Annotated in this window: 20 protein-coding genes; 7 read left to right on the top strand and 13 right to left on the bottom strand. The window is 72.7% G+C overall.

Going from position 1 to position 23688, the window contains the following annotated elements; genetic code table 11:
- Position 1 precedes the first annotated feature (1 nt).
- Positions 2 to 1429 (top strand): cellulose binding domain-containing protein, encoded by a 1428-nt coding sequence (locus SGA01_RS01620; protein ID WP_055645330.1) that lies wholly within the window; start codon positions 2 to 4, stop codon positions 1427 to 1429.
- A gap of 81 nt (positions 1430 to 1510) precedes the next feature.
- On the opposite strand, the gene SGA01_RS01615 is transcribed toward SGA01_RS01620, so the two are convergent.
- Positions 1511 to 2707, bottom strand: coding sequence for a serine hydrolase domain-containing protein (locus tag SGA01_RS01615; RefSeq protein ID WP_167533971.1), 1197 nt, complete (start codon positions 2705 to 2707; stop codon positions 1511 to 1513).
- A gap of 119 nt (positions 2708 to 2826) precedes the next feature.
- Positions 2827 to 3459 (bottom strand): TetR/AcrR family transcriptional regulator, encoded by a 633-nt coding sequence (locus SGA01_RS01610; RefSeq protein WP_055645328.1) that lies wholly within the window; start codon positions 3457 to 3459, stop codon positions 2827 to 2829.
- Positions 3460 to 3566: 107 nt separating this feature from the next.
- Between SGA01_RS01610 and SGA01_RS01605 the strand changes: the two genes are divergently transcribed.
- The 6 genes from SGA01_RS01605 to SGA01_RS01580 all read left to right on the top strand — a co-directional run bounded on the left by SGA01_RS01605 (position 3567) and on the right by SGA01_RS01580 (position 11099).
- Positions 3567 to 5144, top strand: coding sequence for an acyl-CoA synthetase (locus SGA01_RS01605; protein WP_141292523.1), 1578 nt, complete (start codon positions 3567 to 3569; stop codon positions 5142 to 5144).
- 22 nt (positions 5145 to 5166) lie between these two features.
- Complete coding sequence (locus tag SGA01_RS01600) at positions 5167 to 6336, top strand: acyl-CoA dehydrogenase family protein (protein ID WP_141292521.1); 1170 nt, start codon at positions 5167 to 5169, stop codon at positions 6334 to 6336.
- Positions 6337 to 6436: 100 nt separating this feature from the next.
- The gene (locus SGA01_RS01595) at positions 6437 to 7792 is read left to right on the top strand and encodes an MFS transporter (protein WP_141292519.1); all 1356 of its coding nucleotides are present in this window, start codon (positions 6437 to 6439) and stop codon (positions 7790 to 7792) included.
- A 141-nt stretch (positions 7793 to 7933) separates the two neighbouring features.
- Entirely contained in the window at positions 7934 to 8374 is a 441-nt protein-coding gene (locus SGA01_RS01590; RefSeq protein WP_229917698.1) for a hypothetical protein, read from the top strand.
- Complete coding sequence (locus SGA01_RS01585) at positions 8371 to 10242, top strand: GMC family oxidoreductase (protein WP_141292517.1); 1872 nt, start codon at positions 8371 to 8373, stop codon at positions 10240 to 10242. The genes SGA01_RS01590 and SGA01_RS01585 overlap by 4 nt, the downstream gene beginning before the upstream one ends.
- Entirely contained in the window at positions 10239 to 11099 is an 861-nt protein-coding gene (locus SGA01_RS01580) for a hypothetical protein (protein ID WP_141292515.1), read from the top strand. The genes SGA01_RS01585 and SGA01_RS01580 overlap by 4 nt, the downstream gene beginning before the upstream one ends.
- A gap of 24 nt (positions 11100 to 11123) precedes the next feature.
- Here SGA01_RS01580 and SGA01_RS01575 read toward each other — a convergent pair whose 3' ends face one another.
- The 11 genes from SGA01_RS01575 to SGA01_RS01520 form a co-directional block, all read right to left on the bottom strand.
- A complete protein-coding gene (locus SGA01_RS01575; protein ID WP_141292513.1) occupies positions 11124 to 11828 on the bottom strand; it encodes a DUF2470 domain-containing protein in 705 nt (234 codons plus the stop codon).
- Positions 11829 to 11970: 142 nt separating this feature from the next.
- On the bottom strand, positions 11971 to 12867 hold the full coding sequence (locus tag SGA01_RS01570) for a geranyl diphosphate 2-C-methyltransferase (protein ID WP_141292511.1): 897 nt from the start codon (positions 12865 to 12867) through the stop codon (positions 11971 to 11973).
- A gap of 3 nt (positions 12868 to 12870) precedes the next feature.
- Positions 12871 to 14142: a family 2 encapsulin nanocompartment cargo protein terpene cyclase gene (locus SGA01_RS01565; protein ID WP_141292509.1), complete on the bottom strand. Its 1272-nt coding sequence runs from the start codon at positions 14140 to 14142 to the stop codon at positions 12871 to 12873.
- Positions 14143 to 14254: 112 nt separating this feature from the next.
- Complete coding sequence (locus SGA01_RS01560) at positions 14255 to 15664, bottom strand: family 2B encapsulin nanocompartment shell protein (protein ID WP_141292507.1); 1410 nt, start codon at positions 15662 to 15664, stop codon at positions 14255 to 14257.
- Between the two features lie 287 nt (positions 15665 to 15951).
- A complete protein-coding gene (locus SGA01_RS01555; protein WP_141292505.1) occupies positions 15952 to 17217 on the bottom strand; it encodes an alpha/beta fold hydrolase in 1266 nt (421 codons plus the stop codon).
- Between the two features lie 108 nt (positions 17218 to 17325).
- A complete protein-coding gene (locus SGA01_RS01550; RefSeq protein ID WP_055646544.1) occupies positions 17326 to 18006 on the bottom strand; it encodes a GntR family transcriptional regulator in 681 nt (226 codons plus the stop codon).
- A gap of 47 nt (positions 18007 to 18053) precedes the next feature.
- Positions 18054 to 19439 carry an aldehyde dehydrogenase family protein gene (locus SGA01_RS01545; RefSeq protein ID WP_141292503.1) on the bottom strand — a complete coding sequence of 462 codons (1386 nt, stop codon included), beginning with the start codon at positions 19437 to 19439 and terminating at the stop codon, positions 18054 to 18056.
- Between the two features lie 207 nt (positions 19440 to 19646).
- Positions 19647 to 20555 (bottom strand): dihydrodipicolinate synthase family protein, encoded by a 909-nt coding sequence (locus SGA01_RS01535; protein ID WP_141292501.1) that lies wholly within the window; start codon positions 20553 to 20555, stop codon positions 19647 to 19649.
- 79 nt (positions 20556 to 20634) lie between these two features.
- The gene (locus tag SGA01_RS01530) at positions 20635 to 22131 is read right to left on the bottom strand and encodes an NAD(P)/FAD-dependent oxidoreductase (RefSeq protein WP_141292499.1); all 1497 of its coding nucleotides are present in this window, start codon (positions 22129 to 22131) and stop codon (positions 20635 to 20637) included.
- The gene (locus tag SGA01_RS01525) at positions 22112 to 22426 is read right to left on the bottom strand and encodes a (2Fe-2S)-binding protein (protein WP_055645314.1); all 315 of its coding nucleotides are present in this window, start codon (positions 22424 to 22426) and stop codon (positions 22112 to 22114) included. The genes SGA01_RS01530 and SGA01_RS01525 overlap by 20 nt, the downstream gene beginning before the upstream one ends.
- A 50-nt stretch (positions 22427 to 22476) precedes the next feature.
- The gene (locus SGA01_RS01520; RefSeq protein ID WP_141292497.1) at positions 22477 to 23664 is read right to left on the bottom strand and encodes an NAD(P)/FAD-dependent oxidoreductase; all 1188 of its coding nucleotides are present in this window, start codon (positions 23662 to 23664) and stop codon (positions 22477 to 22479) included.
- Positions 23665 to 23688: the final 24 nt, after the last annotated feature.

Genomic DNA, 23688 nt, shown 5'->3' with positions numbered 1-23688 from the left:
CATGAACGTCCCCACGAGGACCAGGAGCGGCCTGCGGCTCCGTGCCGCGCTCGCCGTCGCCGCGGTGACCGGGCTCGGCGCCACCGCCCTGACCGCGCTGCCGGCGGCGGCCGCCGGTGAGGCCGTCACCGTCCAGTACCGGCAGAGCGCCACCGGCGGCGATCAGGTCGAGCCCTGGCTCAAGGTCGTCAACACCGGTACGGCGAGCGTGCCGTTGAGCCAGGTCAAGGTGCGCTACTACTTCAAGGCCGAGGCGGGGGCCTCGTACACCTACGCCTGCTCCTGGGCCGTGAAGGGCTGCGCGAACCTCACCGGCACCTTCGGAACCCTGGCCGCCCCGACCGCGACCGCCGACCGCTACCTGGAGGTCGGCTTCACCGCCGGCGCCGGCACGCTCGCCCCCGGCGCGGACACCGGCGACATGCAGCTGCGCTTCCACCGCTCCAACTGGCAGCCGCTGAACCAGAGCGACGACTACTCCTTCGGGCCCGCGCAGACCACGTACGCCAACTGGTCGAAGGTCACCGCGACCGTCGGCGGCGTCCAGGTCTGGGGGACGGCCCCTGCGGGCAACGAACCCACCCCGACGCCGACCGATCCGACCACTCCCCCGCCCACCGGGGCCGCGCTCTTCGACGACTTCGACTACACGGGCCACACCGACCCGGCGATCGCGGCCCACGGCTGGAGCGTCCGGTCCAACTCCGGCGGCCCCGGAGTGCCGGGCGCCACCTGGGCCCCCGAGAACGTCACCTTCGCCAAGGAGGGCACGAACTCCCTCATGAACCTGCGGAGTTCGACCGCCGGTACGGGCGAGTCGACCAAGCACACGGAGATCCTCACCCGCGCGTCGAAGTTCCGGAACGGCACCTACGCGGCGCGCGTGCGCTTCTCCGACGCGCCGCTGTCGGGACCGGACGGCGACCGCGTCGTCCAGACCTTCTTCACCATCAACGACCTCAAGGCCCCGATGGCCGACGACTACGCCGAGTACGACTTCGAGTACCTGCCCAACGGCGGCTGGGGCGAGCCCGCCAACATCCTCTACACGACGTCGTGGGAGACGTACCGGCCCGACCCGTGGGAGGCCGTCAACCAGCACTCGGAGGTCCGGGCGAGCTACGCCGGCTGGCACGACCTCGTCCTGACCATCGACGACAACTCCCTCGTCTACTACGTCGACGGCCAGGAGTTCGGCCGCCACGACGCGCGCTACCTGCCCGAACGGCCCATGTCCATCAACTTCAACCAGTGGCTGATAGACCTGGCCGGCCAGACCTCGACGACCCCGCGCGCGTACGACCAGAAGGTCGACTACGTCCTGCACGTCAAGGACCAGGTGCTGACCCCGGCCCAGGTGGCGGCCAAGGTCGCCGCGTACCGCTCGTCGGGCACCGCCTTCGAGGACTCGGTCCCGGCGGTGTCGTAGTCCCCACTGACCGGTGAGCCGAAGGGGGCGGGCGAGATCACCTTTCGCCCGCCCACTTCGGCGAGCCGGATGCCGGGCCGTTCAGCCCTGGAGGTGGGTGCCGATCGCGAGGAACGCCTGCACGAGCGGGACGGCCGGTACGGCCGGGGAGACGATCTGGGAGGCGTAGTGGACGATCACGAGGTCGAGCCCGGGTGAGACGAAGAGGCGCTGGCCGTGGATGCCGCTGGCCATGAACGATCCGTACGGGTCGTTCGGGATCCACCACAGGTCGTGGTACGAGAGGGTGGCGGGCGTGCTCGCCGGTGCACCGGGAAAGCGGACGCGTCGGGGGTGGCCGTCCTGGACACCGGAGACGATCGTCGAGGCCACGGCCTCGGGGACGACCTGCCGGCCACCCGTCGCGCCGCCGCAGCGGAGCGTCTCGCCGAGGCGGACCAGGTCGCGGGCGGTCGCGCCGAAGCCGCCCGAGGCGGCCTCCGTGCCGTCCGCGTCGAGGAGGTAGTAGGCGTCCTCCTCGGTGCCGATGCGGGACCAGATCATCTCGGAGAGCAGCGCCGAGGTGGTCGTGCCGGTGACCCGGCGCAGGACCTCCGCCAGGGCTTCGACGTTGCCGTTCTCGTAGCGGAATTCGACGCCCGGCGCGCCGGTGGACCGGGCGGTGGAGAGATGCTCGCGGATCGTCGCCGGCCCGCTGTAGCCGTACGGGCGCAGCCGGGGAGCGAGGACGGCGAAGTAGCGCTGGGCCTCCAGGGCCTTGTCGTACGGGCGGCCCGCGTAGCTCATCCGGGTGCCCATGTGGAGGAGGTCGTCGACCCGGGCCTCGCCGAACGCGGTGCCGGCCAGTTCGGGGACGTACTTCGTGACCCGGGTGCCGCGGTCGAGGAGCCCTTCGTGGGCGAGGGTCGCGGCGAGGAGGCCGAGGTAGGACTTGGCGGCCGAGGCGTTGAAGTGGGGGACGTGGGGCTCGTATCCGTGCAGGTACTGCTCGTGGACGAGTGTCCCGCGGTGCATGACGAGCAGGGCGTCGGTCTCGGCGCGGGCGAGCAGCTCGGCGAGGGGGAGCCGCCGCCCGTCCGGTCCTGCGAGGGCGAGGCCGTCGAGGGCGCCGGGGGGCGCGGCGGTCAGCGGGGTGGGCGTTCCGGTGGCGCGTCGGACACAGCGGCTGGGAACGAGCTCCCGGGCCGCTGTCATGTGCCGACGGGCCCAGGCCGGATCGGTGTATCCCCGCGCCCAGACGAGGTCGGCCAGTGGGGGTATGCCTGGTATGCCGGTCATGCGTCCGCTCCGCTCCGAGAGGTCGTGCGCCTACTGGGCTCGTTACCGTACATGGTGTTCGGTAACTCGACCAGGAAGGGCGTCGAAGAGCCGGAGAGCCCGCTTGGCAACGCGGCGGTTCAGGGGGTGAGGTCGAGGGCTCCGGGGGCGTCGGAGGGAGTGAGGCCGGTGGCCCAGACGCGGCCGTACACGGACAGGTCGCGCAGGTGGGCGGTGATGTCCGCGGCGCTGTAGCCGGTGTCGTTCTCGACCCACCAGGTCAGCAGGCCGATGAGCTCGCCGGTCCAGGCCCGGGCGACCACGTCGAGCGGGATCCTCGGCGTCACCCCGAGCTGTTCGGTCCGCGCCCGGAAGGCCGCCTCCGCGTGTGCGCAGATCAGGTCGGTGAACTCGCGCAGGGCCCGGCCGTCGCCCTCGCCGCGCAGGACGACCCGGTAGACGGGCTTCTCCTGTTCGGCGTGCTCGAAGATGTACTTCACCGGCAGGCCGGTGAAGCCCTGGGCGTGCGCCTGCCTGACCGCCGGCAGGAGGCGCTCACGGTCCTCCGCGAGGTCGCGGACGATGCCGACCAGCAGGTCCTCCTTGTCGCGGTAGTGGGCGTAGAACGTGGCCCGGCCGACGTCGGCGCGTTCGGTGATCTCCTCGACGGTGATCGCCTGGAACCCCCTGTCCAGGACCAGTTCGACCAGGGCCTGGCGCAGCGCGGCCCTGGTCCTGCGGACGCGGCGGTCCCCCGTCGGCTTCGTCTCCACGTCGACCCTTTCCCCTCCGGACTGTTGACCTGACCCTAACGCTGCCCTTACGTTGCCGCACACCAAGCTTGATACCGAACAGAATGTTCGGAAACTTTGGAGGTGCGATGAACCTCGGGCGGTACATACGCCGGACCGCCGGCCACCAACCCGATGCCGAAGCCGTGGTCTGCGGCCCCACCCGGCTGACGTACGCGGAGCTCGACGACCACAGCGACCGGCTCGCCGCCGCGCTCCGCGGACGCGGCCTGGGCAGGGGCGACCGCGTGGCGACCCTCGCCGCCAACCGCGCCGAACTCGTCGTCACGGAAGTCGCCCTGTACAAGGCCGGGCTGACACGCGCGCCGATCAACGCCCGGCTCGGTGCCACGGAGGTGGCCCACCTGCTGCGCGAGTCGGAGGCCCGGGTGCTGCTGACGGAAGCGGCCCACCTGGAGACGGCCCGCGCGGCCGTCCCCGGGACGGGAGTGAGGACGGTCGTCGGCTACGACGGCCCGAGCGATCTGGGGCCCGGCTACGCGCAGATCCTCGCCGAGGCCGAGGGTCGGGGCGGGGCCGAGGGTGAGGCCCCGGTCGACGTGGAGTGCGAGGAGGACGACGCCGCCGTCCTGCACTTCACGTCCGGTTCCACGGGAAAGCTGAAGGCGGCGGTCCAGACGTACGGCAACCGCCTGACCCTGCTGCGCAAGTCGGTCATGAGCGCCGACACCCGGATCGGCCCCGGCTGCCGGCAGATCCTCGCCGGGCCCGTCACCCACGCCTCCGGCATGCCCCTCATGGGCATCTTCTTCGCCGGGGGCTGCGCGATCGTCCTTCCGCGCTGGGACCCGGAGGAGTTCCTCGCCACCGTCGAGCGCGAGCGCGCCACCCACGCGTTCGTCGTCCCGACGATGGTCAACACCGTCCTCGCGCTGCCCGGCGCCCGTGACCACGACCTCTCCAGCCTGCGTCAGCTGATCTACGGCGCCGCGCCCATGTCCCCGCGGCGCATCCGCGAGGCGTGGGACCTGTTCGGCCCCGTGCTCTCCCAGGGCTACGGCTGCGGCGAGACGACCTCGGGTGTCCTGTTCCTGTCGACCGAGGATCACCGGCGGGCGATCGAGGGGGAGGACGAGGAGCTGCTGCTCTCCTGCGGACGGCCGCTGGCCGAGGCCGACGTGCGGATCGTCGACGAGGCCGGCGCACCCGTCGCGGACGGTGAGGTCGGCGAGATCGTCGTCCGCGGACCCGATGTCGTCCCCGGCTACCACAACGAACCGGAGCTCACGGCGGAGAGCTTCCGCGACGGCTGGTTCCACACCGGCGACCTCGCCCGCCGCAGGTCCGACGGGTACGTCTTCATCGTCGACCGCAAGAAGGACATGATCATCTCGGGCGGGTTCAACATCTACGCCGTGGAGGTCGAGTCCGTCCTCCACCAGCACCCCGCCGTCTTCGAGGCCGCCGTGGTCGGCGTCCCGGACGAGCGGTGGGGCGAGGCGGTCAAGGCCGTCGTCGTCCCCCGCGCGGGCGCCGTCCTCGACGAGGCCGGACTCATCGACTACTGCGCCGAGCACCTCGCCCGTATGAAGAAGCCCCGCTCCGTCGATGTCGTCGGCGCGCTGCCCCACAACCCCAACGGCAAGATCGACCGCCGTGCGATCCGCGAGCGGTACTGGGCCGGCACCGAGCGCCGCGTCCACTGACCCAGGAACAGGAACCCGCACCATGCCCTACTCCCTCGAACCCTCCTACGACGACGACCCGCGCCTCCGGGAACTGGTCGTCCGGCTCCGCGCCTACCTGAACGACGAGCTCCTCCCCTACGAGCGCGAGCGCGGCATCACCCCGGAGAGCCGGGTCGACCGCCCGACCCTCGAACACGTCTGGAAGCGCAGTCGCGAGCTCGGTTTCTACGGCATCAGCCTGCCGCCCGAACTCGGCGGCCAGGGCATCGGCTTCACCGAACTGTGCGCCCTGAAGGAGGAGTTGACCGCGTCGGGAGCGGCGCTCTCCCACTCCGTCCTCGGCGACATGGGCGGCCCGCTCCGGGTCGGCGCGATCGTGAAGTACGCCACCGCCGACCAGCTGGAGCGGTATCTCATGCCTGTCGTCCGCGGCGAGCGCGCCTGCTGCTTCTCGATCACCGAGGAGGACGCCGGATCCGACGTGCGGCGGATGAGGACCACCGCGACCCCCGACGGCGACTCCTACGTCCTCGACGGACACAAGGTGTTCAGCTCCGCCGCACCGTTCGCGGACTTCGCGATCGTCGTCGCCCGCATGGCCGGCACGGAAGAGGCGTACAGCGCGTTCCTCGTCGACCTCGACACCCCCGGCTGCCGGGTGTTCGACGGCGAAGTCCCCATGTCCGGCCAGCAGATGGAGGGCGACCTCGTCTTCGAGAACTGCCGGATACCCGCCGAGAACCTGCTCGGCGAGATCGGGCAGGGGCTGCGGATCGGCATCGGACGCATCACCCTCAACCGGCTCCTGCACTGCCCTTCCCTGATCGGCGCCGCCCGGCGCGCCTGGGACCTGTCGGTCGCCCACGCCAAGAGCCGTGTCGCCTTCGGACAGCCCCTGCTCGCCCTCCAGGCCGTCCAGCACAAGCTCGCCGACATGGCCACGGAGGTGTACGCCGCCCGTTCCATGGTCATGGCCACGGCGGCGCGCGCCGATCGCGGCGAGAACATCGCCGTCGAGGCCAACATGTGCAAGCTGTTCGCCTCCGAGGCGTGCTTCCGCGTCGCCGACCAGGCCGTCCAGATCCACGGCAAGGCCGGACTGACGCGCGGCCACGAGGTCGAGCAGATCTTCCGCACGCTGCGCATGTTCCGGATCGTCACCGGCACGACGGAGATCCACAAGAACGCCATCGTCAAGGCGCTCGTCTGAGGCGGGCGAGGCGGAACCGGCGCGCCCCGCGCCCGGTCGAGGGGATCCGCCTCGCCCCGGCCCGGCCTTCTGCTCCACCCACACCTCGCAGGAGTCACCCATGGCACCCCTACCTTCCGCGCCCGCCGCCCCGCGCTCCGACGAAGATGCGGCCGACGCTCCCCCGTACGACCGGCGCAGGGCCTGGCTCGTCACCGCCATGATCGTCGCCTTCATGGTCATCAACTTCGCCGACAAGGCCGTCCTCGGGCTCGCCGCCGTTCCGATCATGGACGAACTGCGCATCAGCAACAGCACCTACGGCCTGGTCTCCAGCTCCTTCTCGCTGCTGTTCAGCCTCTCCGGACTCGTCGTCGGCTTCCTGTCCTCACGCATCTCCAGCCGAACTCTGCTGTTCGTGATGACGCTGACCTGGGCCGTCGCCCAGCTGCCCGTCCTGATCGTGGCGGCCGTCCCGACGCTGATAGCCGGCCGTGTGCTCCTCGGCGCCGCCGAAGGCCCGGCCGCCTCCATGTCCATGCACGCCCTCTACAAGTGGTTCCCCGCGCACCGCCGGGGTGTTCCCTCCGCCCTGCAGATCGGCGGCGCCGCGCTGGGGACCCTCGTCTCCGCGCCCGTCCTCACCTGGCTCATCACCGACCACGGCTGGCGCTCCGCCTACGCCGCACTCGCCGTCGTCAGCGCGGCCTGGGCGCTGGTCTGGTGGTGCGTGGGGCACGACGGCCCCTTCGACCACGCCCGCCCCTCGGGCGCCGGAAAGCAGCCGCCCGGCACCACGCACCTCCCCTACCGCAAGCTCCTTCTGTCCGGCACGGTGCTCGGCAGCATCTCCAGCGCCTTCGGCGCCGCGTGGGCCCTCTCCCTCAGCCACGTCTGGCTGCCCTCCTACCTCCGCACCGAACTCGGCATGACCCCCGGTACGTCCGCGACCGTCATCAGCACCGTCTCCGCCTTCAGCCTCGTCCTGCTGCTGACCGTCTCGCCGCTGATGGACGCGCTCAAGGCACGTGGCGTCAGCAGCCGCTGGTCGAGCGGTGCCACCCAGGGCTTCGCGGTGTGCCTCGCCGGCTGCGCGATGGCGGTGTTCCCCTTCGTCGACGCGGCCGTGCCCCGCCTGCTGCTCATCGGGCTCGCCTTCGGCACCGTCGCCGTGGCCATCCCCCTCCACTACATGACCGCCGCCGAAGTCGTCCCCACCGCACAGCGTGGCGCTCTCTTCGGCATCGTCGCCGCCACGGGCACCCTTCCGGGACTCGTCGCGCCCTACCTCACGGGCCGCCTCATCGACGGCGCGGACACCGCGGCCTCCGGCTACACCACCGCCTTCCTGATCGCCGCCGTGGTCATGGTCCTCGCCGGTCTGCTCGCCGTGACGGCCATCCGCCCGGAGCGCGACGCACGACGCCTGGGTCTCGGTCAGGAGCCGCACCGAGCCCTGGCGGACAGCGCGCGCTGACGCCGCGCGCCCCCACAACGCCCCACCGCGCGCCGCCGCCGGTCGGCCACCTCACCTGCGCGGTTGTCCTGAACTGGACGCGTCCGCCCCTCGGCGTCGGGGAACGATCACCGACGTGCGTCGAGGGAGAGGTGCGGGTACGTGAGCCTGTCGAATGCGGCCGAGGCCTGGGGCGGTACGGAGGAGTTCGTCGCGCTGTCCTCGGCGCTGAGCGGATTCAGCGTGCCCGAACTGGAGAAGACGGGGATGGCCGAGGCGTACGCGGAGTTCGTCGCGGCGCAAGTGGGCGCCGGACCGTGCCGCGCGCTGCGGGCCGCCCTGGCCGGGCTCCCCCGTGCACCGGAATCCGTCGGGGAGCTCGCGGAGAGGATGGCGGAGGAGCCGCTCGACCTCGCGAGATCCCTCACCTGTCTCTGGTACACGGGCTGTTGGCCGGGGCGGCCGGGCTCGGCGCCCACCGTCGTCTCCGCCCGCGCCTACGCGGAGGGGCTGGTGTGGCGGGCCCTCGGCGGGCACGCGCCCGGCACCGGCCGGCCCGGGTTCGGGAGCTGGTCCGAGGCTCCTGACGGGGCCGTCCGATGAGCGCCGGAAGGAGGCCCGCCGCCGCTCCTGGTCCCGGTCCCTACGACGTGATCGTGGTCGGCGCCGGGATCGCCGGTTCGCTCGTCGCCCGGCGGCTCGGCGAGCTGGGGCGGCGGGTCCTCGTCCTGGAGGCCGGGCCCGCGGCGGCCGACCCCGAGTCCGGACACCGGCACGCCCTCCACACCTTCCTCACGGCCGGCGCCAAGGTACCCGGCTCCCCGTACGTCCCGAGCCCCGAGGCGGCATGGCCGGAGGTCACCGACCTGGCCGGCCCGCCCTCGGGCGGGTACACGGCCGAGGGCCACCTGCTCCAGCGGGGACCCCTCCCGTACGCCAGCGGATACATCCGCGTCAACGGCGGCACCGGGAACGTCTGGACCGGCCTCACCCCGCGGATGCACCCGGAGGACTTCCGCACGGCCGCGTTCGGCTACGGGCGCAGCTGGCCGATCGGCTACGACGAACTGGAGCCCCACTACCGGGCGGCGGAGTACGAGATCGGGGTCGCCGCCGACGTCGACGAACAGCGCGAGCACGTCGGGCTGTCGTTCCCGGAGGGCTACACCTTCCCGATGAAGGCCCTGCCCGTCAGCCGCCTCGACCGGATGCTCGCCGCGCGGCTCGACGGACGGACGCTGCCCGACCCGGCCACCGGTGACCCGGTCGTCCTGCGGGTCACCGGCACCCCGCACGGCCGCAACGGCATCCCCGATCCCCGCTACGCCGACGGCGCCGGGTACGTCCCCGTGGGCGCGCACGGCCGGCCCGACCCCGACAGCCGGTGCCTCGGCAGCGCCAGCTGCATCCCGATCTGCCCCAGCCACGCCAAGTACACACCCCTCAAGACCCAGGCCCGCTGGAGCGATTCGGTGACGCTCGTCGACCGGGCGGTCGTCCACCGGGTCCTCGTCGACGGCAACGGCCGCGCGACGGGCGTCGAGTACCTGCGCTGGGGTGCCGGTCCTGCGACGCCGGGCACGGTCTCCGCGGACGTCGTGGTCCTGGCCGCGCACGCCGTCGAGAACGCCCGACTGCTGCTCCTGTCCGGCCTCGCCAACCGCAGCGACCAGGTCGGCCGCAATCTGATGGACCATCCGGTGCTGCTCACCTGGGGGCTGATGCCCGAGGAGGTCGGCCCGTACCGGGGCCCGGGCTCCACCTCCGGTCTGGAAGGGTTCCGCTTCGGCCCCGCTCGCCGCGCCCGCGCGCCCTTCCGCGTCGAGATCGGCAACTGGGGCTGGGTGTGGGCCAGGGGGCCCGTCGACGGAGACGTCGCCGCGCTCCTGCGCACCGGGGGCGCGGGCGGCCGGGGGCTCTTCGGCCCGGCGCTGCGGTCCGCCGTGCGGGAGCGCGTGGGGCGCCAGTTCACGCTCCAGTTCGAGATGGAGCAGGAGGCGGACCCGGCCAACCGCGTCACCCTCGACCCGCGCAGCCGCGACGCGCTCGGCCTGCCGCGCCCGGCGGTCACGTACGACCTGTCCCCGCACGTCAGGGAGGGCATGGCCGCCGCGCGGCAGGTCTCCGACGGGATCTTCGCCCTGCTCGGCGCCGAGGACCACACCGACGCCGCGGCCGGTCCGGGCCGCTTCGAGCACCGGGGCAGGACGTACGCCTATCGGGGGGCCGGCCACGGAGCGGGCACCCACGTCATGGGCGACGACCCGGCCACCTCCGTCGTCGACTCCCACCAGCGCTGCTGGGACCATCCCGGTCTGTACGCCGTGGGCTGCGGCAGCATGCCCTCGGTCGCCACCTCCAACCCGACGCTGACCATGGCCGCCCTCGCGCTGCGCAGCGCGGAGGCCGTCGCGCGCGAGCTCGCCGCTCGCGACCGGCCCGCCGACCTCACCTCAGGAGCCGCCCCGTGACCCCCCTGCCGCTGCCGCCCGTCCCCGCGCCGTACCAACTGCCGTTCCACTACGGAGCGCTGCACCAGATCGGCGTCGACTTCCTCGTGGATCCCGAGCCGGTGCGGGATCTGCTGGCCAAGCGTCATCCGGCCCTCAGCGCGGCCGAGTTCGACGGGCGGGCCGTCGTGTCCCTCAACTACCAGCTGTACTTCGCCCAGTACGCCTTCGGCGGTGGTGTCACCCAGGAGATCGAGTTCAACATCATCGCCCACCCGACGGCGGAGGCCCACCGGCTGCCGCACCTCTCCTACGAGGAGTACGCGCACGGCGTCGACCAGACCCGGTTGCTCGGCATCGCCCGTGTCCATGTCCTGTGCGACAACCCGCTGGCCATCGACGCGGGACGGCGTCTCTTCGCCGAGCCCAAGCGTCCGGGCTGGTTCGAGACGACGATGCCGTCCCCCAACGGTCCCGCGGGTGACGCCTGGACCGTGCACTGCCGCAGGGCCTCGGCGGCCGCCGACGGTTCGGACACCGTGGTCCGGCACGACGAGGACGTCTTCACCCTCACCGCCGACCTCACGGGGCTGGGCTCGGTTCCGGCGAACAACGCCCCGGTCACCGGTTACGGCACCGATGCCGAGGGGCGCGCGCTGGCCGGGCCGATGAACCTCTACCAGCCCTACCGGCACCACGCGCTCGACCCCGTCGCCGATGCCGACCGGATCCGTCTGACCGTCCATGACGGGACGTCGGAGCTCGGGCAGGACCTCACCGCCCTCGTGGGCCCCGGCCCTGCGGTCGGCGCCTGGACGTTCCAGTCCCCTCCGGTGGCCGCCCACAACCGCCCGTACTACCTACCCAGCCCGCGCTGAGGGAGCCGCCCGGGGCCCGGGGGCTCAGGTCAGCAGGCTGTTGGGGTGCGAGGACCGCCGCGCCGCGGCGAAGAGCGCGTGGATCCGGGAGGCGGCCTCGTCGATGTGGGTGACGGCGGTGGGGAAGGGCAGCCGGGCGTCCTGGTGGCCCGTGGGGTACTCCAGGCGCAGGGTGATTCCGTAGCGGTCCAGGGCGACCGGCAGGACGCGGACCATGCGCCGCTCGGGGCGCGGCCGGACGAGGCGCAGGAGCAGCGGGACGAGTTCGGTGTGGCTGTCGACGAGGTGGGTGAGCATGGCCGCCTCGCGGGTGGCGATGGGGTCGACGTCCGCCGCGTGGAGGGCGTCCAGGGTGACGTACGTCCGTCCCTCGGCGTCCTCGAGGAGCGCCTGGCCGAACTCCAGGCACGTGCTCTCGGTCGCATCGTGCGCGTACTCCGCGCCGAGCAGCCCGGTGAGGGTGAGGCGCGCCCGAAGGCGTTCGCGTACGGCGGTGGGGGCGATGTCCGTGAGCTCCAGGCGAACGGGGATGCGCGCGTCCCGGCCGTCGTGGACTCCCTCGGACGGGTCGTGGAGGTGGAGGTGGCCCATCGGTCCCGTCCCGTCCAGGAGGTGGACCTCCTGGCGGTGTCCGTCGGCCACGACCGTCATCGAGTGCGCCGAGGCCAGGATCGAGCGCACGCGTTCCGCGGGGGTGGGCTGGGTGACGGGGGTACTGAAGGGGCGCATCCGAGCTCTCCAAGGGCGAGGTGAGGAGATACCCAAGTCGCTACTTAGGCAAGCCTAACCTAACTCATCCTTGGAGTGGTGGGAAGACGGAGGGCCGGGCCCGTCGGGTGACGGGCCCGGCCTTTCCCGGCAGGGGACGCGATCAGACGCGGTCGGCCGCGATGAGCACGTACTGGAAGGAGCCGTCCTTGTACGACTCGATGAACGCCTCCTCGATCCCGGTGACCAGGGACGAGGTGGCCCGCAGCTCCCAGTAGGGCAGGGTCGCGGGCGTCAGGTCGACGACCGCCTGCGGGACGAGCCGGTTGTCGGCCATGGCGCGGAGGTACTCACGACGGGAGTGGATGTTGCACTCGAAGTGCGCGTTGATCTGCGAGACCCACTTCGAGGGCTGGCCGTACCGCGGGTTCCAGCAACCCGTGATGGTCACGTAGCGGCCGCCGACCTTGAGGAAGCGGGAGTGCTCGGCGAAGAGGTCGTCCAGGTCGACGTACATGCTCGACTCGTTGTTCCACGAGGCGGCGATGCTGCCCTTCTCGAACGGCGTGTCGAGCATGTTGCAGACCTGGGCACGGACGTGGTCGTCGATGCCGAGCTCCTTCGCGCGCCGGTTGCCGAACTCGGCCTGCGTGGAGGAGAGGGTGACGCCCTCGACCTTGCAGCCGAAGCGCTGGTGCGCCATGACGCTCGAACCGCCGCGGCCGCAGCCGGCGTCGACGAGCGTGTCGTCCTGCCCGATGACGCCGAGGTGGTCGAGGAGGACCTCGGCCTGCGCCGACTCCAGGCGGTGCAGCTCGGCGATCAGCTTCTTCTCGTACTCGCTGTCCTCGGTGTCGCCGAGGGCGGTGTGGTCGATGTCGCCGATGCCGTAGTGGTGGTGGTAGAGCCCGTCGACGTCGCCGAGGCGCAGGTTCACGGGCCTGGCCTCCTGGTTCCAGTAACGGGCGATGTCGCTCTGGTAGGGCGACGCCGGAGCCGGCACGAACGCGGAAGTGGCGTTGGCGGAGGTGAGCTCGGTGCTGGTCACAAGGTTTTCCATTTCTTACCAGAAATCGGGCAGGCTGTAGCGGAAGGTGTTGGTCTGGTGCCAGTAGTGGTTGCCGTCGACCCATACGGCGACTCCCCGCAGGAAGCGCAGCACGCTGGGGACGGGACAGGCGGCGGCGAGGGCGGCGGCCTCGGACTCGAAGTCGCGCATGAGGTCGTTGTGGACCTCGACCGCCTTGAGGTAGCCGTCCTGGTCCGAGAGGTTCTCCCGGTCGGCGAGCACCACGGGCAGGTTCAAGTGCCGGCCGGGGCTGGCGAGTTCCTTGGTGTACGAGTACAGGTCGTTGACGATGGTGCACGCGTTCCCGGCGAGCGCGAGCACCCGCTGCATGGCGGGCTGGGCATGCAGGTCCGCCGGGAGTTCGTAGCCGCCGACGGTGTCGGTGATGGTGGGACACGGCCGGAAGTTGTTGAACTGCCGCATCACCAGGTACTCCCACACCTCGGGGGTGTGGTCGGTCTCGGCCCAGGAGCCCTCCGCGAGGTATCCCAGGTGGAGGCGGGCCATGTCGTGACGGAACCGGTCGGCCTGGGAGGGCGTGGCCTGCCGGACGAAGTACTCCATGGCCGAGCGGTACGAGCGTCGCGGGGCGTCCTCGTGGAGCGACTCCGCCCACTGCGGGTGGTACTCCGCCGTCGTGTGCAGGGGGTCGAGGGCGGTGTGCGCGAGGAGGAGGCGTCCGCCGAGTCCGACGGGCGAGCCCCCGTGGTCCTCGCAGTAGCAGTCGTCGACCGCGTTCTCGGCGACCATCAGTCGCGCGGCGATCATCAGGTGCTCGATGCTCGGGGCGTCCGGGTGGCAGGCGACCATGTACTTCCCGACGGAGAAGCCGTCGAACTGACCCTCCCACTCGTCGGGGTACAGCTGCACCTCGTCCAGCGCCCAGTCCTTGATCCGGCGGCTGAGCTCCTCCACCCGCACCGGATCGGGCTCCGCCACCGGGTGGTAGTAGAGACCCGGGATGTGCAGGGCGTCGACGGGTGCCGCGGGGGCCGGCGCGACCGGCGGTTCCACGACGGGCGGCTCCACGGGCCGGGCCGCCAGACTCAGCCCCGCCGTGCCGAGGCCACTGGGCCCGCGGAGGATCCGGCCGAGGTCGGGCCCCGGCTCCGGCTCCGCCACCGCGGCGGGAACGGGGACGGTCGACGGCGCGGCGTCGGCGGCTTCGACGCCGACGGAGCCGGCCTGGGTGAGGACGTGCGCCCCGAAGTGGGCCGCTGCGGTGGGCAGGCTCGACTGCAGAGGGGAAAGCCCGGGCTCGGGCATCCGTGACTCCTAGAGGGGGTGGGGTGGTTCGTCCCGGATCCCGGGCATGGTCGCCCGGCCCGGAAGGGGCCGGGCTGTGGTGTCGGCCGGACGGGTGCGGATCCGGTGCGGGTCAGCGCCTGCGGGCGATCTGGACGTTCTCCAGGACGCCGAGCGCATTGGGCACGAGGATCGCGGCGGAGTAGTACGTGGTGACCAGGTACGACATGATCGCCTGCTCGCTGATCCCCATGAACCGCACGGACAGGCCCGGCTCGTACTCCTCCGGCAGACCGGTCTGGCGGAGACCGATGACGCCCTGGTTGTCCTCGCCGAGGCGCATGGCGAGGATCGAGCTGGTGTTCTCCTTGCTGATGGGGATCTTGTTGCAGGGCAGGATCGGGACCCCGCGCCAGGACGGGACCTGGTGCCCGTCGAGGAGGACCGTGTCCGGGTAGAGCCCGGCCCGGTTCCACTCGCGGCCGATCGCCGCGATCGTCCGCGGGTGGGCGAGGAAGAGCTTGGTGCCGCGACGGCGGGTGAGCAGCTCGTCGAGGTCGTCCGGGGTGGGCGGGCCCGAGTGGGTCTGGATCCGCTGCTTGAAGTCGGCGTTGTGGAGGAGGCCGAACTCCGGGTGGTTGATGAGCTCGTGCTCCTGGCGCTCGCGCAGGGCCTCGATGGTGAGCTTGAGCTGCTGTTCGGTCTGGTTCATCGGGCCGTTGTAGAGGTCGGCGACCCGGGTGTGGACCTTGAGGACGGTCTGGGCGACGGAGAGTTCGTACTCGCGCGGCTTGAGCTCGTAGTCCACGAAGGCGCCCGGGAGCGCGACCTCGCCGACGTGGCCGGCGGACATCGCGATCTCGGCCTCGCCGTGACGGTTCTGCCGCTGCTGGGGAAGCGAGCTGAACTCGTCGAGGTGCGCCCGGAGGGCGGGCGCGGAGTCCACGATCGAGGCGAAGTCGGCGCGGGACAGCGTGAGCAGGGTGCCGGCGGTCTCGGCGGTGGCGGTGTAGTCCCACCTGGCGTCGGCGTCCAGGAGGGCGTTCTCGCCGAGGCGGTCGCCGTCGGCGAGGACGGAGACCGCGACCTCGTCGCCGTACTTGCCGACGGAGGTCTGATTGATCCGGCCGTGGGCGATCAGGTGGATCTGCTCCGCGGGGGTGCCGAGCGCGGCCAGCACCTCGCCGGCGCGGAAGTCGCGCTGGACGCAGCGGTCGGCGATCGCGGTGAGCACCTCGACGTCGTCGAAGCCGCGCAGCAGGGCGAGTTCGCCGAGCTCCTGCGGGATCACACGGACGCGGGAGCCGTCCTGGACGAACTCGATGCGGCCGTCGCCGACGGTGTAGCTCAGTCGGCGGTTCACCCGGTAGGCGCCGCCCTTCGTCTCCACCCAGGGGAGCATCCGGAGCAGCCAGCGGGAGGAGATCTCCTGCATCTGCGGGGTGGACTTGGTCGTGGTGGCGAGGTTACGGGCTGCCGCCGTGCTCAGGCTGGACTGCCTGGGCGGCTCCACCTGCACTTCCGGGCCGGTATCAACGGTCATCGGGGCGAGCTCTCCTTCGGGTGGACGACGGTCGGCGTGCGGACACCGCCGGTGAAAGAGGAAATAGGGGGTCAATCTCTGGGAATTCGTCCAGATCCCGGGGAACAGTAACGGCCGGTAAGCCCCGCTCACCCCATCAGTTCGAGGGCATTACCCCGAAAAAGTGATCTTGCTTCGCGGGAGGTTTAACCGGGCGGTCGACGGTTTCCGGCCACGTTCGTCGGGGAACGCGAAAGCCCTCCGGCTCCGTGGTGCGGGAGCGGGAGGGCTGCGCTGCGGCTCAGGGGTTACGCGCGACCGGCGGCCAGGTCCATCAGGCGGGCGAGGACGCGGCCTCCGGAGGCGGCCACGCCGTCGTGTTCCCACTCGTTGGTGACCCAGACGCGGGTGGCGCCGATGCGGCGGGCGGTGGCGAGGGAGATGCCCGCGTCGACGTACATGTCGTCGTGGTAGACGATCGCGGCGAGCGGGACCTCGTTGGCGGCGAGGCGGCTCGGGTCGTAGAGGGGCGGCCAGTCCGTGCGCGCGGCGAGCAGGTCGGCGGCGTCGGCGAAGGGGCGCAGGCCCGCGATCTCCCGGAACATCCAGGGGTACATCATCTCGCCGGTGAGCAGGAGGGGGTCGGCGTCCTCGGCGAACTCGGGGAAGTCGGCCAGGGCGCGGGCGGCCGCCCAGCCGGTCGGGCCCGCCCCCTGTCCGTACAGCGACTCCTGCATGACGGCGAAGAGTGGGTTGTCGGTGAAGCCGGTCAGGGTCGTCACCTGATGGAGGAAGGTGTCGCTCAACTCGCCGTCCTCGCCGAGGGCTTCGTCGAGGAGCCAGTGGACGCGCTCGAAGCCGTCGCCCATGCCGAGCGCGAGTCCGAGGGTGCGCAGGCGGTGCGGGGTGAGGCGGTCGCCGTTCGGGAGGCGGACGACGTCGGCCGCGAGGAGGTCGGCGATCTTCCGCAGGCGGGGGCCGTCCTCGGGGTAGCGGGCGTAGAGGTCGAGGACGCGGTCGCGGACGCGGGGGTAGGTGCGGGCGTACACGTCGTCGGCGGTGGCGGTGAGGCCGGGCAGGCCGCCGGTGACGTAGCAGGCGCGCAGCCCCTCGGGGGCCTGGGAGAGATAGGTGAGGGTGATGAAGCCGCCGTAGCTCTGGCCGAGGGTCTCCCAGGGGGCGTCGCCGCAGAGTTCGCGGCGGATCAGCTCCGCGTCGGCGACGATCGCGTCGGCCCGGAAGTGGGCGAGGTGTCCGGCGAGGGCCTCGGGTGAGGCGAACCGGGCGGCGGACCTCGCGGTGACCGGGGTGGAGCGGCCGGTGCCGCGCTGGTCGAGGAGCAGCACGCGGTGGGTCTTGAGCGCCTGGGCCAGCCATCCGGGCGAACCGGCGGACGGGCGGGGCGACTTGCCGCCGGGTCCGCCCTGGAGGTAGAGCAGCCAGGGGAGTTCCTCGCCGGCGCGGGCCGGGTCGGCGACCTCCCGGGCGAAGACCTCGATGGTGGGGCCGTCGGGCACCGCGTGGTCCAGAGGGACGGTGAAGGTGTGGTCGATGGTCGCGTACGCGGGGTTCATGGCTTCCTTCCACGGCCGCGGACGGCCGGTCGGATGTGACGTTGCATCGAGGGGTGGCCGTCGTCCGCCCGTCGAGAGAAGCCACTGTCCGGCCGTCGGCCGGTGCCGCTACTCCCCGGTCGGGCGGTCGCCCTTGGCCCAGAGGGAACGGACGTGGCCGAGGTGCCGGGTCATGCACTTCTCCGCGCCCTTGGCGTCGCCGGCGAGCATCAGGTCGAGCAGCTCCAGGTGCTCCTCGGCCGACGGGACGAGGCCGCCGCTCTTGTCCAGGGCGGTGAGCCCGTACAGACGGGACCGCTTGCGCAGTTCGCCGACGGTCTCGACGAGCCGTTCGTTCCCCGCGAGGCCGAGCAGCGTGAGGTGGAACAGCCGGTCCGCCTCCAGATAGCCGATGAGGTCGTGCTCGCGGGCCGCGCGCACGATGTCCTCGGCGACCGGCCGCAGCGCCTCCAGGTCCTCCCGGGCGGCGATCCGGGTGACCCTGCCGACCATCGGGATCTCGATGAGCGCGCGGATCTCGGTGTACTGGTCGAGGTCGCGCTCGTCGACCTCGGTGACCCGGAAGCCCTTGTTGCGGACGGGCTCGACCAGGCCCTCGCGGGCCAGGTCGAGCATCGCCTCGCGGACCGGGGTGGCGGAGATCCCGAAGTCCTCGGCGAGGGTCGGCGCCGAGTACACCACCCCGGGGCGGAGCTCGCCCGAGATCAGGGCGGCTCGCAGGGCATGGGCGACCTGGTCGCGCAGCCGCTCCCGGGAGGCGTTGAGGTCGCGGTGGGTCAGGTGCCCCATGACGGTGGTGATCCCTTCGTTCTGGTTGACATCACCACCGTACGATGTCACGCCGCGGGGCCCGCGGGTGCCAGCGTGTACGTCCGGCTCGACGTGTAGAAGTCGAGGGCCGCCCGGCCCTGCTCACGGGGCCCGTGGCTGGATGCCTTGGAGCCGCCGAAGGGCAGGTGGAAGTCGACTCCGGTGGACGGGGCGTTGAGCCGGATCATGCCGGTGTCGAGCAGGTCGAGGCCGCTCAGCGCGGTGTTCAGGTCTGCGGTGTGGACCGAGGTGACCAGACCGTACGGCACGGAGTTGGTGATCCGGATCGCGTGGGCGAGGTCCTCCGCCGCGAGCAGGGACGCGACGGGGCCGAAGACCTCCTCGCGCAGCAGGCGGTGCCCCGGGGAGACCTTCTCGACCAGGGTCGGGGCCGCGTACCAGCCGGACCGGTCGGGCACGGTGCCGCCGGCGAGGACGGAGAGCCCCCGGCAGGCCTCGCCGACCTGGTCGCGGGCGTACTCGTGGATGAGCGGCCCGCACACGGTGGCCGGGTCGGCGGGGTCGCCGACGGGGACGGCCCGCAGGGCTTCGGAGAGCGCCTCGCGCAGCGGGTCGAGCGCGGCGCCGACCGCGATGACCCGGCTGGTGGCGGTGCACTTCTGGCCGGCGTACCCGGAGACGGCGGCGGCGATGTGGGCGGCGGCCTGCTCGATGTCCGCGTCCGGCAGGACGAGCGCGGCGTTCAGGCCGCCCATCTCGGCCTGCACCGGGATGCCCCGGGCGGTCGCGGCCCGGGCAACGGCCTGGCCGACGGGGGTGGAGCCGGTGAAGGAGACGACGTCGGCGGCGGAGACGAGCGCGTTGCCCTCGGTCGCGCCGCCGGGCAGCACGGTGAACACCGCCTCGGGCAGGGCCCGCTGGACGATCTCGCCCAGGCGCTGGGCGCACGCCGTGGCTTCGGGGGCGGGCTTGAGGACGACCGTGTTGCCCGTGGCGAGCGCCGGGGCGGCCTTCCAGGTCGGGATGGCGAAGGGGAAGTTCCAGGGCGTGATGAGCCCTGCCACCCCGTGCGGGCGGCGGCGGGTCAGGAGCAGCCCGGGGCCCGCCGCGGTCTCGTGGACCGCTCCGGTGGGCTCGAAGGGCGCCTGGGCGTAGTAGCGCCAGATGGCGGCGGTACGGGCGACCTCGGCCCTGGCCTCGGCGAGCGGCTTGCCCACCTCGCGTACGGCGAGCGCGGCCAGTTCGTCGGCCGCGCCCTCGACGGCGGCGGCGACGGCTCCCAGGGCGGCCGAGCGGGCGGCGGCCCCGGCGAGCAGCCAGCCGGGCTGGGCGGCGCGCGCCCGCTCGACGGTGTCGACCGCCGTGAAGGCGCCGGGGGCGGGGATCCGCAGGAGCACGTCGGCCGGGTCGGCCGGGTTGCGGGAGATGACGGTCGGGAGTGTGTCGGTCACGGGAGGAAGCCTCCGGGGAAGGGTCGTCCGGGTCGAGGAGGTGCTGCGCGATGCCGGTGGTCCGGGCCCGGCCGGTGGCCGTCGGGACGACGGCGGGCGGGCCGCCGTCCCGGTCTCGACAGCGGGGACGGAATGCGGTGGAGACAGCGTGGACGCCGACGGTGGTGGTCGGCGGTGCGGGTCAGCGGTGACGGTCGGCGGTGCGGGTCAGCGGTGGCCGTCGGCGACGGCCTTCTCCGTGGCGGTCCGCACGCCGGCCTCGATCTCGCCGGTGAGCGGGTGGCGCGGGGGACGGGTCGGTCCGCCCCGGCGGCCGGCGATGTCCATGGAGAGCTTGATGGACTGGACGAACTCGGTCTTCGAGTCCCAGCGCAGGAGGGAGTGCAGGGACTTGTAGAGCGGCACGGCGGTGGCCAGGTCGCCCGAGACGGCCGCGTGGTAGAGCTCGGCGCAGCTCGTGGGGAAGGCGTTGGGGTAGCCGGCGATCCAGCCGACCGCGCCCGCGACGGCCAGCTCCAGGAGGACGTCGTCGGCGCCGATCAGAAGGTCGAGTTCCGGGGCGAGCTCGCCGATCTCGTACGCCCTGCGGACGTCGCCGCTGAACTCCTTGACGGCGACGATGCTGCCGTCGCGGTGCAGGCGCGCCAGCAGCTCGGGGGTGAGGTCGACCTTGGTGTCGATCGGGTTGTTGTAGGCGACGATCGGGATCCCGGCCTTGGCGACCTCGCTGTAGTGGGCGCGCACGGCGGCCGGTTCGGCGCGGTACGCGTTGGGCGGCAGGAGCAGGACGGATCCGGCCCCGGCCTCGGCGGCCTGCTCGGCCCAGCGGCGGGACTCGGCGCTGCCGTAGGCGGCGACGCCCGGCATGACCCGCGCCCCGTCACCGGCGGCCGCGACGGCGGTACGGACGACCTGGGCGCGCTCCGCGTCGGTGAGGGTCTGGTACTCGCCGAGGGAGCCGTTGGGGACGACGCCGTCGCAGCCGTTGGCGATCAGCCAGGCCACGTGCTCGGCGTACGCGTCGTAGTCGACGGACAGGTCCTCGCGGAACGGGAGGGTGGTGGCGACCATGATGCCGCGCCAGGGTCGGTCGGTGTTCCAGGTGGTGGCGGTCATGTCGACGGCCTTTCTGTAATGTGTGACATTTTATAGAAGGGGAAGGAAGAGAGGCCTCGTGGGCCTCTCCCCCGTGGTTCTAGAGGTTCTGTTCGGTTGCCCGCTCGTCCAGCGCGGCAAGTGTCGCGAGGGGTACGGGGACGGCGAACGGACGGCGTTCCGCCGGCGGTTCGGGTGTGCCGCCGCGCGCCGCGAGGCACGCCACGGCCGTCCCGCACATCCGCCCCTGGCACCAGCCCATGCCGGCTCGCGTGAGGAGCTTGACGGTCCGTGCGTCGCGCGCCCCGAGCTCGGTGACCGCCTCGCGCACACGCCCCGCGGTCACCTCCTCGCAGCGGCACACGTCCGTCTCGTCCTCCAGCCACGCGGGCCATCCCGGGCCCGGCGCGTGCGCCGCGGACATGACGTCCGCGAAGGCCCGCATCCGGTCCCGCCGGCGCCGGAGTTCGCCTACCCGGCCCGGGCCCACTCCCCGGCCCGGGTCCGGGTCGGCCCGGCGGCCGCGCAGCCGGGCGGCGATCGCCCGGCCCGCCAGCTCGCCCTCGGTGCGGGCGAGTTCGGCGCCTCCCACACCGCCGGTCTCACCCGCCGCCCACAGGCCGGCCACCGAGGTCTCCTGGAGGTCGTCCAGGGCGAGACCCAGGGTCCCGTCGGGCAGTGCGCGGGTGGCGCAGCCGACGGCCGTGGCCAGCTCGATCTGGGGCACGAGGCCGTGCCCGACGGCGAGCGCGTCGCAGGCGATCCTGCGACCCGTCCCCGGTACGGGCGTCCAGTCACCGTCCAGGCGGCTGACGGTGACGGCCTCCACCCGGTCGGTGCCGTGCACCTCGGTGACCGCGCTGCCCGGCAGCACCCGCACGCGGTGCCTGAGCAGTGCGGCCCCGTGCACCAGGGCTTCGGCGGCCTTCGCCGGATTGGTCACGAGCGCGCGGGGGCTGCGGGCGTACCGCAGATAGCCCGCGGCCTCGACCACGGCCGGGACCCGCGCGCCCGCCGCGGCGAGCGACGAGGCGACGGCGAGCAGCAGAGGGCCGCTGCCGGCCACCACGATGCGCCGTCCGGGCAGCACGAGCCCGGACTTGAGCATGGCCTGCGCCCCGCCGGCGCCGACGACACCGGGCAGGGTCCAGCCGGGGAAGGGGAGTTGGCGCTCGTACGCTCCGGTGGCGAGGAGCAGTGCCCGGGCCGTGATCCGGACGGGCTGCTCCTCGGTGCCGTCGGCGCCGGTGATCGCGTGGACCGCCCAGGTCTCGCCGGTTTCCCCTGCTGCCGCACCGGACTCGCCGGACTCCCGTACGACGGACCACACATGGTGGCCCGTCAGATGGGTGACCGTGCTTGCTGCGAGCCTTCGCCGCAGGTCGGAGAAGGCGGACCAGTCGTGGTGCAGGGCCTCGGGCCGTACCGCGCCCAGGGCGGGGGCGGGGTGCCGGTAGAACTGCCCGCCGGACTGGGTGGTGGAGTCCAGCAGGGCGACGGAGAGCCCCAGTTCGGCGGCGGTCACGGCGCCCGCGAGCCCCGCGGAACCCGCTCCGACGACCACCAGGTCGTACGGTTCAGACGGCGAGGCGGTCATGGCCGTGGCCTTCCTGGGTGGTGATGGCGTCGCCGGGGCGGGCGGGGACCAGGCAGGCGCGCCGGTTGGGCTCGCCGTTGACGGTGGCGAGGCAGTCGTAGCACTGGCCGATGCCGCAGAACGCGCCGCGCGGCCGTCCCCCTTCCCGGGTGGTGCGCCAGGCCAGGATGCCGGCGCCCCAGAGGGCGGCGGCGACGGTCTGGCCGGGCAGGGCGGTGACGCTCCGGCCGTCGAAGGTGATCTCGAACGGCGGATCGGGCTGTGCCCCGACCAGGTCGGCGGGCGTGCGGGCCACGGGCCCTCCTCTCGTGAAGGTGACGGTGACGGCGGCGGTTCGGGCGCGCGTCAGGGTGCCGGGTCGGATCCGGGTGCGGGCGCGGGTTCGGGGGCGGTGAACCGGTCCGGGCGGAACGGGTCGATGTCGAGGGGCAGTTCGCCACTCGTCAGGCAGCGGGCGATGATCTGTCCCGTCACCGGCGCGAGGCCGATCCCCGCCCCTTCGTGGCCGCAGGCGTGCAGCAGTCCGTGGACGCGCGGGTCGGGTCCGATCGCGGGCAGGTGGTCCGGCAGGTACGGCCGGAAGCCCGGGTAGGTCCGCATGGCCCGGACGGTGCCGAGGACCGGGAAGAGGCCGGTGGCCCCGGCGGCGAGCCGGCGCAGGACCTCGATGGAGAGGGTGCGGTCGAAGCCGACTCGTTCCCGGCTGGCACCGATGAGGACCGGTCCCGCCGGGGTGCCTTCGACGACCGCCGAGGTCTGGAGGGCGGCCGAGCCGCTGGCCACGTCGGCCACGTAGTCGGCGGCGTACACCTTGTGGCGCACCACGCGCGGCAGTGGTTCGGTGACGAGGACGAAGCCCCTGCGGGGCAGCACGGGGAGGTGGACGCCCGCGAGTTCGGCGAGGGCGCCGCCCCAGGTGCCGGCGGCGTTGACCACGTACGGGGCGTGGAGCTCGCCGGCCGCGGTCCGCACCCCGCGGATCTCGCCGGCCGCGCCGGTGAGGATGCCGGTGACCTCCTCCCCCAGACGCAGCCGGACGCGGTCGCCGGCGGCGTGCAGCAGCTGGGCCGCGGCGTGGGCGGGCATCACCTGGGAGTCCTGCGGATAGAGGAAGCCTCCGGCGAGGCCAGGAGCGAGGTGGGGCTCCAGATCATGGAGCCGGTCCCCGGGGACCTCCTGGGTGGTGACGCCCGCCTTCTCCTGGCGGGCCGCGAAGTCGCGCAGGGCGCGCATCCCCGACTCGCCGGAGGCGACCACGAGGCCTCCCTTGGCCTCGTACTCGACGTGCGGCGGGAGCACGTCCGCCAGCTCCCGCCACAGGGTGTTGGCGAGGAGGGCAAGTTCGAGCTCCGGTCCCGGCTCCTTGTCGGAGACCAGGAGGTTTCCCTCGCCGGCTCCCGTCGTCCCGCCCGCGACGGAACCGCGGTCGACGACGGTGACGGAGAGGCCGGCTTGGGCGGCGTAGTAGGCGCAGGCCGCGCCGACGACGCCGGCGCCGACGACGATGACATCCGAGGGTTTTCTCGTGGGCACGTCAGTAATATTTCACATTGCACT

Origin of the sequence: Streptomyces gardneri, from assembly GCF_006539185.1 — a bacterium.
Lineage (GTDB): Bacteria > Actinomycetota > Actinomycetes > Streptomycetales > Streptomycetaceae > Streptomyces > Streptomyces gardneri.
This window is presented reverse-complemented; position numbering and strand designations above follow the sequence as displayed.